General features: G+C 24.9%; 13 protein-coding genes. 1 reads left to right on the forward strand and 12 read right to left on the reverse strand.

All coding sequences use genetic code 11. The features are described 5' to 3' along the window. Positions 1-23: 23 nt before the first annotated feature. From DR020_RS00545 to DR020_RS00600, 12 genes are all read right to left on the reverse strand, one after another. On the reverse strand, positions 24-1,124 hold the full coding sequence (locus DR020_RS00545) for a sigma factor-like helix-turn-helix DNA-binding protein (protein ID WP_112364958.1): 1,101 nt from the start codon (positions 1,122-1,124) through the stop codon (positions 24-26). A gap of 111 nt (positions 1,125-1,235) precedes the next feature. Further along, positions 1,236-1,490, reverse strand: a complete 255-nt coding sequence (locus tag DR020_RS00550) for a hypothetical protein (RefSeq protein WP_055257924.1) — start codon at positions 1,488-1,490, stop codon at positions 1,236-1,238. Positions 1,491-1,717: 227 nt separating this feature from the next. Next, on the reverse strand, positions 1,718-2,500 hold the full coding sequence (gene pnuC, locus DR020_RS00555; protein WP_055257927.1) for a nicotinamide riboside transporter PnuC: 783 nt from the start codon (positions 2,498-2,500) through the stop codon (positions 1,718-1,720). 210 nt (positions 2,501-2,710) lie between these two features. Further along, a complete protein-coding gene (locus DR020_RS12560; protein WP_112364959.1) occupies positions 2,711-3,025 on the reverse strand; it encodes a zinc dependent phospholipase C family protein in 315 nt (104 codons plus the stop codon). Next, positions 2,926-3,288, reverse strand: a complete 363-nt coding sequence (locus DR020_RS12565; RefSeq protein WP_112364960.1) for a zinc dependent phospholipase C family protein — start codon at positions 3,286-3,288, stop codon at positions 2,926-2,928. Before DR020_RS12565 ends, DR020_RS12560 begins: the two co-directional genes overlap by 100 nt. A 220-nt stretch (positions 3,289-3,508) precedes the next feature. Beyond that, positions 3,509-5,809 carry a bifunctional glutamate--cysteine ligase GshA/glutathione synthetase GshB gene (gene gshAB / locus DR020_RS00570; RefSeq protein ID WP_112364961.1) on the reverse strand — a complete coding sequence of 767 codons (2,301 nt, stop codon included), beginning with the start codon at positions 5,807-5,809 and terminating at the stop codon, positions 3,509-3,511. 47 nt (positions 5,810-5,856) lie between these two features. Further along, entirely contained in the window at positions 5,857-6,165 is a 309-nt protein-coding gene (locus DR020_RS00575; RefSeq protein ID WP_055257934.1) for an ArsR/SmtB family transcription factor, read from the reverse strand. Positions 6,166-6,379: 214 nt separating this feature from the next. Beyond that, positions 6,380-7,246, reverse strand: a complete 867-nt coding sequence (locus DR020_RS00580; protein WP_235804562.1) for a DMT family transporter — start codon at positions 7,244-7,246, stop codon at positions 6,380-6,382. A gap of 285 nt (positions 7,247-7,531) precedes the next feature. Next, on the reverse strand, positions 7,532-8,473 hold the full coding sequence (locus DR020_RS00585; RefSeq protein ID WP_055257938.1) for a carbohydrate kinase family protein: 942 nt from the start codon (positions 8,471-8,473) through the stop codon (positions 7,532-7,534). After that, entirely contained in the window at positions 8,466-9,929 is a 1,464-nt protein-coding gene (locus tag DR020_RS00590; RefSeq protein ID WP_112364962.1) for a glycoside hydrolase family 32 protein, read from the reverse strand. The genes DR020_RS00585 and DR020_RS00590 overlap by 8 nt, the downstream gene beginning before the upstream one ends. Before the next feature lie 38 nt (positions 9,930-9,967). Next, positions 9,968-10,942 carry a LacI family DNA-binding transcriptional regulator gene (locus DR020_RS00595; protein WP_112364963.1) on the reverse strand — a complete coding sequence of 325 codons (975 nt, stop codon included), beginning with the start codon at positions 10,940-10,942 and terminating at the stop codon, positions 9,968-9,970. A 361-nt stretch (positions 10,943-11,303) separates the two neighbouring features. Then, positions 11,304-12,449 carry a transglutaminase-like domain-containing protein gene (locus DR020_RS00600; RefSeq protein WP_055257945.1) on the reverse strand — a complete coding sequence of 382 codons (1,146 nt, stop codon included), beginning with the start codon at positions 12,447-12,449 and terminating at the stop codon, positions 11,304-11,306. 613 nt (positions 12,450-13,062) lie between these two features. Between DR020_RS00600 and DR020_RS00605 the strand changes: the two genes are divergently transcribed. Then, complete coding sequence (locus tag DR020_RS00605; protein WP_112364964.1) at positions 13,063-14,367, forward strand: 3D domain-containing protein; 1,305 nt, start codon at positions 13,063-13,065, stop codon at positions 14,365-14,367. The last annotated feature ends 33 nt before the right edge of the window (positions 14,368-14,400 follow it).

A 14,400-nucleotide genomic window follows, 5' to 3' on the forward strand; every position in this document is an offset into this window, starting at 1 on the left:
ATTCAAACATTTTTCACCCCACTTTAACAATAAATATTATTAAATTTTATTATTTCTTCTTTAATTAAAATATTTATTATATGACTTTTATCCTTCCCTACAATTTTTATAAATTTATCATAATTTATATGATTTATATCACCTGTATATATTTTAATGGAAGGTACAAAATTCTCTATTATTATCATAGATTTTAAATTATTTATAGCTATAAATATTATCTGTCTAACTCTTTCTCTTGTTATTCCATATTTATTTGCTATATCTTGCAAAGTTTTATACTTATGATATCTTAAAAATAAAATATTCTTCGTTCTATCATCTAATGACATTTGAAAATTTTCTATTATAGTATTTGGAGATTTCAATAAATTTATCTTTTTTAACAATTTTTTCAGATTATCTTTATTTATATTCTTTATATCCTCTAAATTTTTTCCTTGTATATCTTTAATTAAAACATTGTTTTCATTGTTTTCTATTTCAAAGATATTACATAAATTTGCAAGCGATAAATCCTTTACAAATGGATATATATCTTTAACATCAAACACTTCATAATTTCCATTAACATTATCCATAGCATAACATTCTAAAATAGAAACTATATCCCTAACCTTCCCTTCTCCAACTCCTTTTATATTTTTAAACTTAAATAACAAATTATTATCTATTTGTTCTATATATTTTATTGAATTTTCCTTGCAAAATTCTTTAAATTTATTGTACTTATCTTGCCAAAATACATAAATTATTTCTTGATTAGCATTAGAAATATTTACATTATTAAAATGATAGAACTTATTTAATACATATTCTCTATCTGAATAAATTTCCTTTAATTTAGATAAAATAGCATCTATCTTTCCTACCCCAACACCTTTGGTAGATTCAAATTGTTTAATAACATCTCTATTTAAATCACCTAACACTTTATATTTATTAATCCTACAAAATCTCCTAAAATTATAAAACTTATCATCTGCAAAAATATCATCAATAAAAAACATATCTTCTTTTTTATTGATTTCCTTATTAATTTTATTTTCAGAGTTATTTTTTTTAGAAAGAGGTACCTCTAAAGCTTTCTTATAACTTTCTTTATTATTATAAATAGTCTTCATATATTCTCCTCCTCTTAATCATAAGTTTGTCTTAAGAAAATTTTATCATAATAGAATGAAATTTTAAATAAAAATCCATTAGTTTTACACTAATGGATTTTTAAGTTAATATTAATATATGTATTCGCTTAAAAGTGCATCAAATTCTCTTATTTCTTGCCAATTATAATAATTTATATTGTCTTTTGAATGATAATTTTTAAATTTGTTTATTGATATTTTATACTTATCTTTATAATTTAATTCTATTTTTAAAAATTCATCATCCAAAAGAACTATATTAGTAACCTCTGAAAATTCTATACTAGGATCTTGATAATAAAATTTTACTCCACTAGCAAGTAAATTTTTAAATATATTTTCCATAATTACGTTTACCTTTCTAAAGATTATATTATTTTAACAATATTAATTAATAATAAGATTAAAATATATAATATTCTATGCATCTTTCTTTTAATGTGAATATTAATGCTTAAAAATAATAAAATTATACTAATAATTATAGAAAATATCAATAACATTTATAGTCTTTTAAATATATTAAAAGGTATGAAATAAACTTATTTCATACCTTTATAAATTGATATTTATTATTTACCATGTTCAGCTTTATCAAGTTTCTTCCACACAATAACACCATATATGGCATTTGTTAAGAATTGTATCCACATCATAGCTCCTGATAAAGAACTGATTGAAAATGATGTTTGAGTAAATAAAGATGTGAAATAAAGAATTGCTCCTACACCATCTGATAGTATCCAAAAATACCAAGTTTCTCTAAATCTTTTTGTTGAAACTATAACTGCAAATATTGTTACAGTTGCTGTAAATGAATCTATATAAAATAGATGGTCAGCAGGTATTCTAAAACCTAATACTGGTTGTAATATATTTGGAAGGTTATATATAAATAACGCATATAATCCCCAAAGTATTAACACTCCTGGCACTATAAGTCCCATTTGTTTTTTACTTAAACTTCTAACCTCTATTGTTGATTCAGTTGTATTATCATGTTTTGTTTGTCTTGCACTTTTTCTCCATGCAAAATATCCATATATGTTCATCGGTAACATATATATAACATAAAGTATTACTTCAGCATACATATGATTTGTAATTGAAATAAATATGTAAAAACAACTGTTTACTATTCCCCATGCATAAGCCGCAACTTCTGCCCTTGCTGTATAAATTCCTGCAAAAAGTCCTGATATAGTAGATATAATTGATGCTATCGAAACAATAAGTATCGTTGCACTTAATGATTTTTCATTATATAGTCCCAAACAAAATGTGAATATATTGAAAAAAAAGAATACTATAAAGTATATTTTATGAAAAGTAGAATATTTTTTGAAAAAATTCATGATCTCTGCCACTCCTTAATTTTTTTCTTCCTTTACTATAATACGTATATATATATTAAATGTAAAGTATTTTTTTTATTTTTTTAATAACAAATAAAATTCATTAACTTTTTTCAAAAAATGTATTTTATCAATGCAGTTTTATTATTTTTTATAATTTAATTAAACTTACACTTAAAATGTAAATTTAATCAAATTATACTTTTTATATTATTCTTTATAGTAATAAATCATTTCATCTAATATTTTAGATATAATTATTAAACAAATATTATAAGAATATTTCAAATCTCTTTTATAAGTATCTAAATATTCATCTTTTTTATAATCTTCATAAATAGCACTTAAAAAGTTTTTTACATCGTCGAAAGAATTTAAATTTATATCTATATTTTTTTCAAAACTATACTTTTTTGCTATAAAGTTTAGTTTTTTTTCATAAGCAATATGAATAAACATGCTATGCTTAAATTCCCATCTCTCATCATGTGGTACACAAAAAAAATCACATATAAAATGACAAATAACTCCAAGTTCTTGACTAAAATTACAAAAATATTTTTTTTCTGTATTTCATCTAAGCTATTTATTTTTGATAATTTTTCTATTTTTTCTAATATTACTTCATAAGACTCTTTTCTATAATGTTTCCTTAATTTATATTTTGAAACCAAATCAGGCTTTATATTTCCATATATAAAATTTTTTTTCTTAATAATAGATTTTTTTTGTGGATCTAATGCATTATATATTTTTTTGGCAATTATAACATGTGTTCTTGGATCCATAAAATCACCTCCCTATAACTATCACTAGATTTTGTATTACTTTAATTATACATCAAATAATTGCCTCTAAATTTTATTTTTAACTATGTTAAGTTATAATACTTATATAAATTTTATTCTTATTATCCCTTTTATTATTTATTTCAATTCATGAAAAAGGTATTAAAAATAATAATATTATTATTTTTAATACCTCTTCAATAAAAATTTTCAATTTTACTTATATAAGGTTTAAAAGTTTCAAAACTTCTTTTGCTATATTCCTCTCTGTTCCCTTGTAAGGATATGAATGGATATGAATTGCTGGATTAAAATTAATCTCAATTATAGCATAAGGAGAATCCTCACTTTTATAATCCTCTAGCATCATATCTACACCACAAATCTTTGCTTTTGCAGCTCTTGCAGCTTTTATAGCTATTTCTTTAAACTTTTCTGGAATTAAATCAGTATAGTCTATACTATCTCCTCCAGTACTTATATTAGAGTTTTCCCTTAGATAAACAACCTCGTCTTTTTTCGGAATATAGTCAAAATCCAATCCTCTTTGTTTTAAAAATAGCTTCGCATTATCATCTAAAGCTATCTTTTCTAGTGGCTTTTTATAACCTTTACCTCTTAGAGAACTTTGATTTTTTATATCTATTAATTCTCTTATACTCTTTTCCCCATCTCCAATACAATTAGCAGGAACTCTATGGAGTATACCACAAACTTTATCATCAATAACTAAAAATCTATACTCTTTTCCCTTTATAAATTCTTCTACCAAAACGGTATTATCGTTATTAAAAGCAAGTTTTAATCCTTCATGCAAATCATTTTTAGAAGCTCCATCTGGGAATATACTTATCCCTAAACCAAAATTTGTAGATTTTGGCTTAATAACAGAAGGTTTTCCTATAAAATCATCTATATTTAATTTTGCTTCTTCTATATTAGTAAACTCTTTGCCATTTGGTACTTTTATATTATTTTCAGCTAAAACTTTTTTAGTTACTACTTTATTTTCCATAATCAAAACTGTTATATAACTATCTTTAGAAGTTTTAGTTGCTTGTTTTACATATTCCTTTTTACCTCCTCTTTCCAGAGATATAAAATTATCATTTCTATCTACTACCGTTGTCTTTATTCCTCTTTTTATACCTTCTTTCATAAGTATTTGAGTTGAAAGTTCTAAGTCCTCAAATCCTTGAAGTCTAAATCTGTTATTATATGCTTCTTTTTTATATTTTTTTGAAAGATTTAAGTTAAAATTCATAAACCCTTGCTTGCTTACTTCATCTTTTATTTTGTAAGCATAAGTTTTTCTATAATCATTAACCATTTCTTTTTTTTCTTCTATTATTTCATCTAAATTTAAGTTAAAATCACTATTTATAATAGACATTTTGTCTAGTATATAATGAGCCCATTGTCTTTTAGAAATACTTTCTCCATTCCTTAAAAGATTTATATCTTCCAAACCTAAAATACTTATATCTAATTGATTTTTTAAAGCTTCTTCTTGCCATAACTTATATGAGTTTTCCTCTTCATTAAGCAAAAATAATGTGAATAAATGTACAAATTTTAAATCATTTAAGCTTATTCCCACTCTTTCTAAAGGATTAATGTCTATGCTTCTTATTTCTAAATAATTTATACCATCTTTTAAAAGAGATTCTTTAATGTTACTATTATCCTTAGCTTTTAATCTTATTTGACTATAAAACTCCTTATAATTTGATATATAATTATTATAAACAAAGCTGTCTAAGCTCTCTATATACCCTCTAACACTATCATAATCAGCATATAAATTTGTGCTATTTTTATAACCTAATTTACTATTTCTATAAGATATAGCTTCCTTATCTCCATATATATCACAATTAATTTTATTAATTTTATTTAAGTCTTCTTTTTCATAACTTTCATGTATTATTGGAGATGCACCTAATAAGTACACAATAAACCATCTATATCTTAAATAATTCCTTGTAACCTTTAAATATATCGAATCTTTAAAATCTCTATAAGATACATTCTTATCTTCTCTTTTTTCATACAATTTCTTTATAACAGTCTCATTAAATGAAAAGTTATAATGTATTCCTGAAATAAGTTGCTTTTTCACCCCATATTTCTTAGCTAATCCTTCTCTATAACTTCTAGCTTCGTTCCCCTTCTTATTTGAAGAATATTTAGCTATATTTATGTTTTCGCCTATAATGCTTGGCATAGATTCTGGCCATAAATATTCTTCTCCAATTTCTAGTGAAACTATATCATACAAAACATTTAAAGCATCAAAAACTTCTTTAGAGGTTTTCATAACAGGTGTTATCATCTCAACTTGACTTTCAGAAAAATCTGTTGTTATATATGGATTCTCTAATTTATCACCAAAAACATCTGGATGTTCTTTTGAAGATAAAATCCCATCTTTATCTATCCTTAAAGATTCTAGCTCTATTCCAAATCCTCCCTTTAAAAGTTCGCCTGAACTTATAAATCCTTTTATTGTATTTAACATAATCATCCTCCTAAAATTATTTTATCTTCGATTTTGTATTATAAACATTAGAAACAATTCTCCTTTATACTATCATTAGTATCTGTAATTATATTCATTAAAAACAAAACTAACTTGTTCCCATTTGTAATATTTAAACTATAATAACTCCATACACCATCTTTCCTACAAACAACTAATTTGCATTCCATAAGAACATTCATATGGTGTGATAATGTTGGTTGAGTAAAATTAAATTCTCTTAATATAGAGCATGCACACATTTCTCCTTGAGATAACATATTAATTATTTTTAATCTACTAGAATTTCCAAGTGCTTTAAAAATTTTAGCATTTATCTCATATGTATTTTCCATTTCTTCTCCTTATATAGATATTTTTCTATATTAAGTATATAATCTATATATTATCCTTGTCAATTTTTATATTATAATATTGGCTTGTAAATATATAGCTAATACATTATTTTTTATACATATAGATAATTATCAATTAAAGCTTGAATTTCAATTTATAAAAAACACCTTAAAAGAGTATCTTTTAAGGCATCTTATGTACAAAATAAATTTTCTATATTTTTTGTCTATCCACTTTTTTATTATAAAAATAACTCACTCCTGCAGCTGCAATAACTATTATATAACCTATCATACTGTTTTCTCCCGGTATCTGACTAAATACCAAAACTGAAAATATTGTAGCAAATATAACTTGGCTATACCCAAATATAGATATATCTTTAGCAGCTGCATATTTATATGCAAGGGTTGTACCAAATTGTCCAAAAATTGTGCAAATACCTGCACATAATAAATATATTGTTTGCATTGTAGTCATTGGTGTATAGTCAAATATCATATATATAGCACCAACTGATATTGATACTATGGCAAACCAAAACACTACCGTTTGAGGACTTTCTTTCCCTCCTAAATACCTTATACATGTAAACGCAATACCTATTGAAACGGCTCCCAAAATTGCCATAAAGGCTGGAAATACAGGCATGGTAGACCCAGGTCCAAGTATGATAACAACACCAATAAATGCTATTGCCAAAGCTCCAATTTGGAATCTTTTTATTTTTTCTTTTAAAAACAAAAAGCTAAATATTATTATAAAAAACGGACCTAACTGATTTAACATAGTTGCATTAGGAAGCATAAGTTTATCTACTGCATAAAAGTTAGCTAAAGCTCCTAGTGTCCCAATACAACCTCTTAGAAGTAATATCTTTCTATTTCCTCTATGTCCCAAAACAGATTCTTTATTTTTAGCTAAAAGAAATATAGCTAAAAATAGACATGGAAGATTTCTAAAAAAAACCTTTTGAATTACAGGAATATCCCCAGATAGCTTTATAAACGTACTCATTCCAGCATATCCTAAAGCACTTATAATAAGAAGAATAGTCCCTTTTGTTATGTTATTATTCATATACAGTTTATAAGATTAAAACTTAAACCTAGTTTCTTATAATACTCCCTCCCTTTATATTGTTCTAAATTCAAATATAAAATTATTCTAACATTTACAATAAATAAATTCTACAATGAAGATACCCCTGTTTTACTCAATAAAATTGTTCACATTTAAACATCTTGTTTTTTTTAGATTTCTCTTTTATTTTCATGAATTATTTATAAAATCAAATAAAAATTCTTTAAAATAAAAAGCTATAACAATAACAATTGTTATAGCTTGTCTTAAATCTTATTTAACCTATCCTTCTAAATCTTTTTCTGTTGGAATAGAATCTATTGCTCCATAATTAGTACAAGTTATAGCCCCTACTCTATTAGCATAAGCTATTATTTCTTTCCATTTTTCAAAACTTATTTCATCTTTATTATCTATCTCATTAACCTTTTTTAAAACAGCTCCTACAAAAGCATCTCCAGCTCCTGTTGAATCTACCTGCTTTATTTTTATTGATGGAATTATTACTGAGTTTAGACCATCACTTATCAATGTTCCTTGACTACCTAAAGTTATAGCAACTACTTTTGCTCCTATTTTATGAAGTTCTGAAACTCCTTCATTTAAATCTTCTTTTTTAGTTATTATTTTTATTTCTTCATCGCTTAATTTTATAAAATCTGCTTTTTCAATGAAATTTTTACAATCAAGCACAAATTGTTCTAATCTATCTTCTAATATTAACGCATCCCTATAATTAGGGTCAAAAGATACAAAAGCTTTTTTATCTAAAGCATGATTTAATAATTTATAATATGTGTTTTTAAGCTCACCATCTAAAAAACCTGTTGCAGAACCAAAATGAATAATATCTTTATTCTTTATTATATTAGTATTTATACTTGAAAAAGAGTATTCTCCATCTCCCCCTCTTACAAACTCAAAGTTTCTTTCACCATTTTCATCTATTGCAACAAAAGCTAAAGTTGTATGTCCTTCCATAACTGTCATATCAGTGTTTATATTAACTTCTTTAAGCATTTTAACTAAATACTTTCCGAAAGAATCATTTCCTACTTGACCTAAAAAGTAAGACTCTCCTCCAAGTTTTGATACAGCAGCTGCAACATTTGCAGGAGCTCCTCCTGCCTTTTTCTCAAAATTGTTTCCCTTTTCTAATCCTTTTCCTATATCTTTGCCTATAAAATCTATTAAAAGTTCACCAATACAAAATACTTTATTCATTATAATTTACTCCCTTCAATGTCCAAATTTCTAGCTTATTTATATTAAGTTTTTCACCTAATCCATTTAATTTTAATCCTGTGCTATTCATTTTCACAAAAACTCTAGATGATAAAACATATTCTCCATCATTTATATAAATTTCAACAGCAGATTTATCAATAAATCCATGTAATTTTAAATTATTGCTTTTATTTAATATAAATTTTCTAATTCCATGAGGTCCCTGCAATATATTTTCTCTACTTATTACACAAATCCCATCATTAAAATATAAATCAAAATGTTCTCCTTCACCTTTAAACATTTCTATTTTAAAATTTAAATTCCTACTATCTTTTAAATCTAAAATAAACTCATAAGAATTTTTATTTATATCAGAAAATTCTAAAGATTCCTCAACAAAGTTATCTCTACAAAAAAACATTTTTTCTCTTAATTGTTTTATCTCATCTATTGGATGTTGATATATTTTATTATTTTTCAAAGCTAATTCTCTTGGAATAGTTAAACAATGTATCCAATTTTCCTTTAAACTTATATGCTTGTCCTCATCTTGTTCTGGTACACCCATCCATCCAATCATTAAAATCCTATTTTTATCATCTTCAAAAATTTGAGGTGCATAAAAATCAAATCCCATATCTAATTCACAGAACTCATCATGATTAAACTTTAAAGTATCATAATTTAATTTTCCTACAATATACCCTGATTGATATATGTTTTGATACTTAAATTCCTCTTTCTCTAATCCTTGAGGAGAAAAGATTAAAACATCCTTATCTTTTAAAGTCACTATATTAGGACATTCCCACATATATCCAAAATTTTCTAAACGAGTCTTGACTTCTCCCTCTAGACTCCATTTTCTCATATCTAATGAAGAATATAATAAAACCCTACCCTTTAATTTGTCTGTTTGAGCCCCTATTATAAAATAATATTTTCCATTTTTAAAATATACTTTAGGGTCTCTAAAATGAGAAGTATATCCCTTAGGAACAGAATCTAATACCGCACCTAATTTTTTTACATCTCCATCTTTATTCATGATAGCTGCACATTGATAAGATAATCTATTACCATTCTCATCTTTAACATTTCCTGTATATAAAAGTTCTAATACTCCATTTCTTTCGATTGCACTTCCTGAATAACATCCATTTTTATCATAATAATCCACCGGTGCTAAAACTACTTTAGGAATAGTATAATTTATAAAATCTTTAGTTTTAATAAGCCCCCAATGTTTAAATTTATGCTCGCAAGTAAATGGATTCCATTGAAAAAATATATTATATTCACCATTAAAAAAACTTAATCCATTAGGATCATTTATAAGACCAAATGGTGGTTGAAAATGATAATTATTTCTAAAACTTTCATTGTTTTTTTCTTTTTTATAAAATTCTTTTGAATCTTTATTTATATCTAAAATACCCTTAAATTTCATAATATTTTACACCCTTATATTTTTTATTTTACCACTTATTATAATTTCCGTACACTATCCTTCTTTACTAATTGAATTGGCACATCTCTTAATTCCTTAAAACTTTTTTCCTCTATAAATGAAACCATTCTATCTGCTGCTTCAAAACCTAAAAATTCATAATCAAAACTTACTGTTGTAAGCGACGGATAAATAGCGGTTGCTATATCATAACCACCAAAACCCGCAATTGAAATAGTTTCTGGGACTTTTATTTGTTTCTCCATAAGATATCTATTAACACCAATTGCAATATTATCAGTAGCACAAACTATAATACTTGGATTAAAATAAACTGCCTTATATGAATTTTCATAAGCACTTTTAAAACTAAAATCTGTTTCCACATAATTTATAGTAAAATCACTATCAAAAGCATCAAAAAAACCTTTTTTTCTATTTATTCCAACAGCTATATCATCTTCATTTACACCCATATAAACTATATTTTTATGCCCTTGTTCTCTAACAAAGTCCCCCATAATATTCCCAGCTTTATAATCATCTATGGTTATACAATTTACACCATACTTTTCTTGTCCAGTAAATATAACTGGAATAGGCAACTTATTTGCAAGCTTTACATGTTCTTGTGAAATAATAAATGACATAACTATTATTCCATCCATTCCTTCTAAATACAATTTGTTTATATGACTTAATTCCTTTTCCATATCTAAATCACTAGTTAAAATTATAGGTTGATACCCCTCTTTTTCTATCTTTCCAACTATCCCCTTTAATATTTTACTTGCTGTAAAAGAATCTATCCTTGGTATTATTATACCTATAAGTTTACTGTTTTTGCTCTTTAATCTTTTTGCAAAGAAATTAGTTTGATATCCTGTTTTTTTTATAACATCACCTATTATTTCTATATTTTTTTTACTTACATAACCCCCATTTAAATATCTAGATATAGTACTTTTTGATAACCCAGTCATATTTGCTATATCTTGAATAGTTACCTTCATCTTATTCCCCCTACATTATTGTAAAAACTCTTTTTATACCCTAAATTATAAATGCTGTAACCTAATCTATATACCCCATATTTCTAAAACTATTATAATATATTATTTACATGGTATTAATACCATATATTTATAAATATTATATTATAATCTTTAATTGTATTTTTTATTATTTTTATCAATTAATATGATATCAATTCCATATTTTTCTGTCAATGTTTTCATTAGAAATTTTAACTATTTTTATATTAAATATAAATTTATTTTCTTTTACTGATATTAAGTCCTATTTATTCATAAACAAAAAAACTGTATTCTTTAATAAATTAATATCAAAGAATACAGTTTTTTCATTTTCTCATTAACCCCATTGTCCTGCAATACTTGCATCTTTATGATATTCATTAAAATCTGAGGAATTAAAGAAATTTCCTGCATCATAAAAAGTACAATCAACATTAATCCATTTATTTTGTGATGGAATATATACTTGATTCCAAGCATGGCTAACCCATTGTGTTCCATCAAATCCTTCACCTGTAATAAGCCTTACTTTAAGTCCTGCATCTCTTGCCATTGCTACATAAAGAGAAGCATAATCAAAACAAACTCCTTCTCTTGTATCAAAAGCTGCTATAGCACCTGATTTGAGATTTACATCACCTTCTTCAAGTTCTTGAGCCTTTTTATTATCATAGGTTATATTTTGTCCAACCCATTGATATATTGCATAAGCTTTAGCTTCATCTGTTCTTTTTCCAGCAATTATTTCTTGAGTTTTTGCATCTATTGCAGGAGATGATTTTACTGCTTGTGCTAATGTCACGCCATTATAATACGTAATAGCGCCATTTGAATTATTATCAGATAATTCTCCATTATTTCCATTTTCTATTTTCAAAGAATTATTTAATAGTTTAGGAAAATTTTTAACTAAACTGCTATCTGTAATTTGCTCTACTATATTTGTATTTAAATAATTATAAATATTACTATTATCTATTTGATTTATTATATAAGTTGGTAAAGGTAAAAGTAATAAAGCTTTTATTATAAAAGCTGCAATTATTATATTTATTATTGAATTTGGAATAGCAAATATTACACCGCAAATTCTAGTAAAACCAGTACCTAAAGATTGCCCTAATCTATCTATTAGTTTTAATAGTGGGTCAAATATAATTAGATTTATAAGCCTTATAAAAAGCATTATGATGTTATATAAAATTATAAGAAGAATTATAAATCCTATAATATAATAAATTCTATATGCTAAACCATTTAAATTATTAAAAAAAACTATATTACTTTTTATGTAATTTAAAATATTTAATATTATATTACTATTTATAGCACCTAATACTATAGTTACTAAAACAACAATGTCCTTTTCTAAATTAAAAAGCTCATATTTACCACTCCTATAATTAAAACCCTTTATAAATCCTAAAAATATCGGAATCACAAATATTAAAACTAAAATTATACTTACTATATTAAAATTCATAAAATTAACCACATCCTAAGTTTATAAAATATAAATTAAATTTTTATATACACTATACTAGCATAATTATATGTATTTATTATGTCATAAATAAATTTCTGGTTTTAACTTAATTATTGTCAAATCATTATAAGTATTTATTATAGTATAAAAAGCATATTCTTGTAAAACAATTAAGCATAAAATATTTTTAAACTCTTCATTTATGAAGCTTTTCATTCATTTTTTATTTCATATTTTTTCCTTATTTTATACTTGAAAATATTTCATTTTATTTGTTATAATCCCAAAAAAACTTTATAAATTTTAATTAGTTTAAAAAAAAATTTATTATTTATCATTTTTTATTTTTATTTTAAATATATTAGAGTAATATCATCCTATAATAACCCTTCAAATCCGCTTTATATCTTATCTTTATGGCAAAGTATATTTTTTGCAAATTTAAATAATTATTGAATAAATTCTTCTGATTTTCTTCCTTTTTTTTCAATTTTTTTCTTAAATATTTTCGTATAATTTGCGTTAATTCCTTTTTTATATTATAATGAGAAAAAAGGCCTTGGAAAAATGAATAATTTATTTCTTTTTATAAGAGTCGGGAGGTATATATTTGAACAAAAAATTAATATCTGTACTAGTTGCATCTGGAATTTTATTTAACACTAGTACTTTAGTTATGGCAGCACCATTAAGTAGTGCTACTAATACTACAACTACACAAGCAAGTTCAATTTCTAGCTCAAACTTAAACGATAATAAAGCAAAATATCAAGAGTTAGATAGCAAAATAAAGTCTTTAAGTTCAAACATAGATAATTTAAATACAGAAATTCAACAATTAAATGAAACACTAAAGCAAAATGCAATCGATATCGAAAATGTAAAAGCTGAAATATCAACAGCTCAAAGCAATATCAATACATTAAAAGAGCAAATTGCTAAAGACCAAGAAGTATTAGGTCAAAGAATCAGAGGTCTTTACATGCTAGACAGTTCTCAAAATGCTCTTACATACCTAATTACGTCAAAAAATTTTGGTGAATTTTTATCTAGAATGAATGCAGTAGTTAATATATATTCAGCTGATAAACAACTTATAAATGAGTTAAATGCTAAACAAGAACAACTAAATAGTAATTTAACAACATTACAAAATAAAGAAAATTCATTAAATCAATTAAATGACTCAACAAAATCAAGTATAGAAGAACTTAACACTAAACAAAGTGAATATCAAAATCAAATAAATGAATTAAATGAACAAAAACAACAAGTTGCTTCAACAATTGCTTCAAACGAAGAAGAGTTAATATCAAATTCTATTTCTACAATAAACACAAGTGATTCAATAAGCCAAATACAAGATGCTGTAAACTCATTAAAGCAATTAGTTACTCAACTTAGCACAAACTCTGTTATTACTAAAGCTAACAATGCTATAAATGAAGGTGAAAACAAAATACAATCTCTATCTTCTCAAACATCAAATAGTACAAGCTCTAGCAATAATACTGCTACGGAATCTAGTTCCACTAGCGTAGCATCAAGTAATTCAAATTCATCATCTAATAACAATGCTGAAAATTCCACAACCTCTTCATCAAGTTCAGTTGGTTCTTATATAGCAGAATACTCTATGGTTGCTACAGCATACACTGGTGGTGGTTTAACAGCTATGGGACTTAAACCTGTTAGAAATCCTGATGGTATTAGCACTATAGCAGTAGATCCAAATGTTATACCTTTAGGATCAAAAGTTTATATTCCTGGCTATGGATATGCAATAGCCTCTGATACAGGTGGAGCTATAAAAGGAAATAAAATAGATTTATACATGAATTCTGAAAATGCGTGCTTAAATTTTGGAAGACAAACCGTTAAATTGTATCTTGTAGCTTATCCTGGTAAATGGTAAACATTTATTAAAAACAAAGAAGTTATATATTAT

It is taken from the genome of Sarcina ventriculi (assembly GCF_900456775.1).
GTDB classification, from domain to species: Bacteria; Bacillota; Clostridia; order Clostridiales; family Clostridiaceae; genus Sarcina; species Sarcina ventriculi.

Bases quoted from the DNA above. Each gene is read 5' to 3' on its own strand.
- DR020_RS00545 (WP_112364958.1), bottom strand. From the start codon at position 1,124: ATGAAGACTATTTATAATAATAAAGAAAGTTATAAGAAAGCTTTAGAG.
- DR020_RS00550 (WP_055257924.1), bottom strand. From the start codon at position 1,490: ATGGAAAATATATTTAAAAATTTACTTGCTAGTGGAGTAAAATTTTAT.
- pnuC (WP_055257927.1), bottom strand. From the start codon at position 2,500: ATGAATTTTTTCAAAAAATATTCTACTTTTCATAAAATATACTTTATA.
- DR020_RS12565 (WP_112364960.1), bottom strand. From the start codon at position 3,288: ATGGATCCAAGAACACATGTTATAATTGCCAAAAAAATATATAATGCA.
- gshAB (WP_112364961.1), bottom strand. From the start codon at position 5,809: ATGTTAAATACAATAAAAGGATTTATAAGTTCAGGCGAACTTTTAAAG.
- DR020_RS00575 (WP_055257934.1), bottom strand. From the start codon at position 6,165: ATGGAAAATACATATGAGATAAATGCTAAAATTTTTAAAGCACTTGGA.
- DR020_RS00580 (WP_235804562.1), bottom strand. From the start codon at position 7,246: ATGAATAATAACATAACAAAAGGGACTATTCTTCTTATTATAAGTGCT.
- DR020_RS00585 (WP_055257938.1), bottom strand. From the start codon at position 8,473: ATGAATAAAGTATTTTGTATTGGTGAACTTTTAATAGATTTTATAGGC.
- DR020_RS00590 (WP_112364962.1), bottom strand. From the start codon at position 9,929: ATGAAATTTAAGGGTATTTTAGATATAAATAAAGATTCAAAAGAATTT.
- DR020_RS00595 (WP_112364963.1), bottom strand. From the start codon at position 10,942: ATGAAGGTAACTATTCAAGATATAGCAAATATGACTGGGTTATCAAAA.
- DR020_RS00600 (WP_055257945.1), bottom strand. From the start codon at position 12,449: ATGAATTTTAATATAGTAAGTATAATTTTAGTTTTAATATTTGTGATT.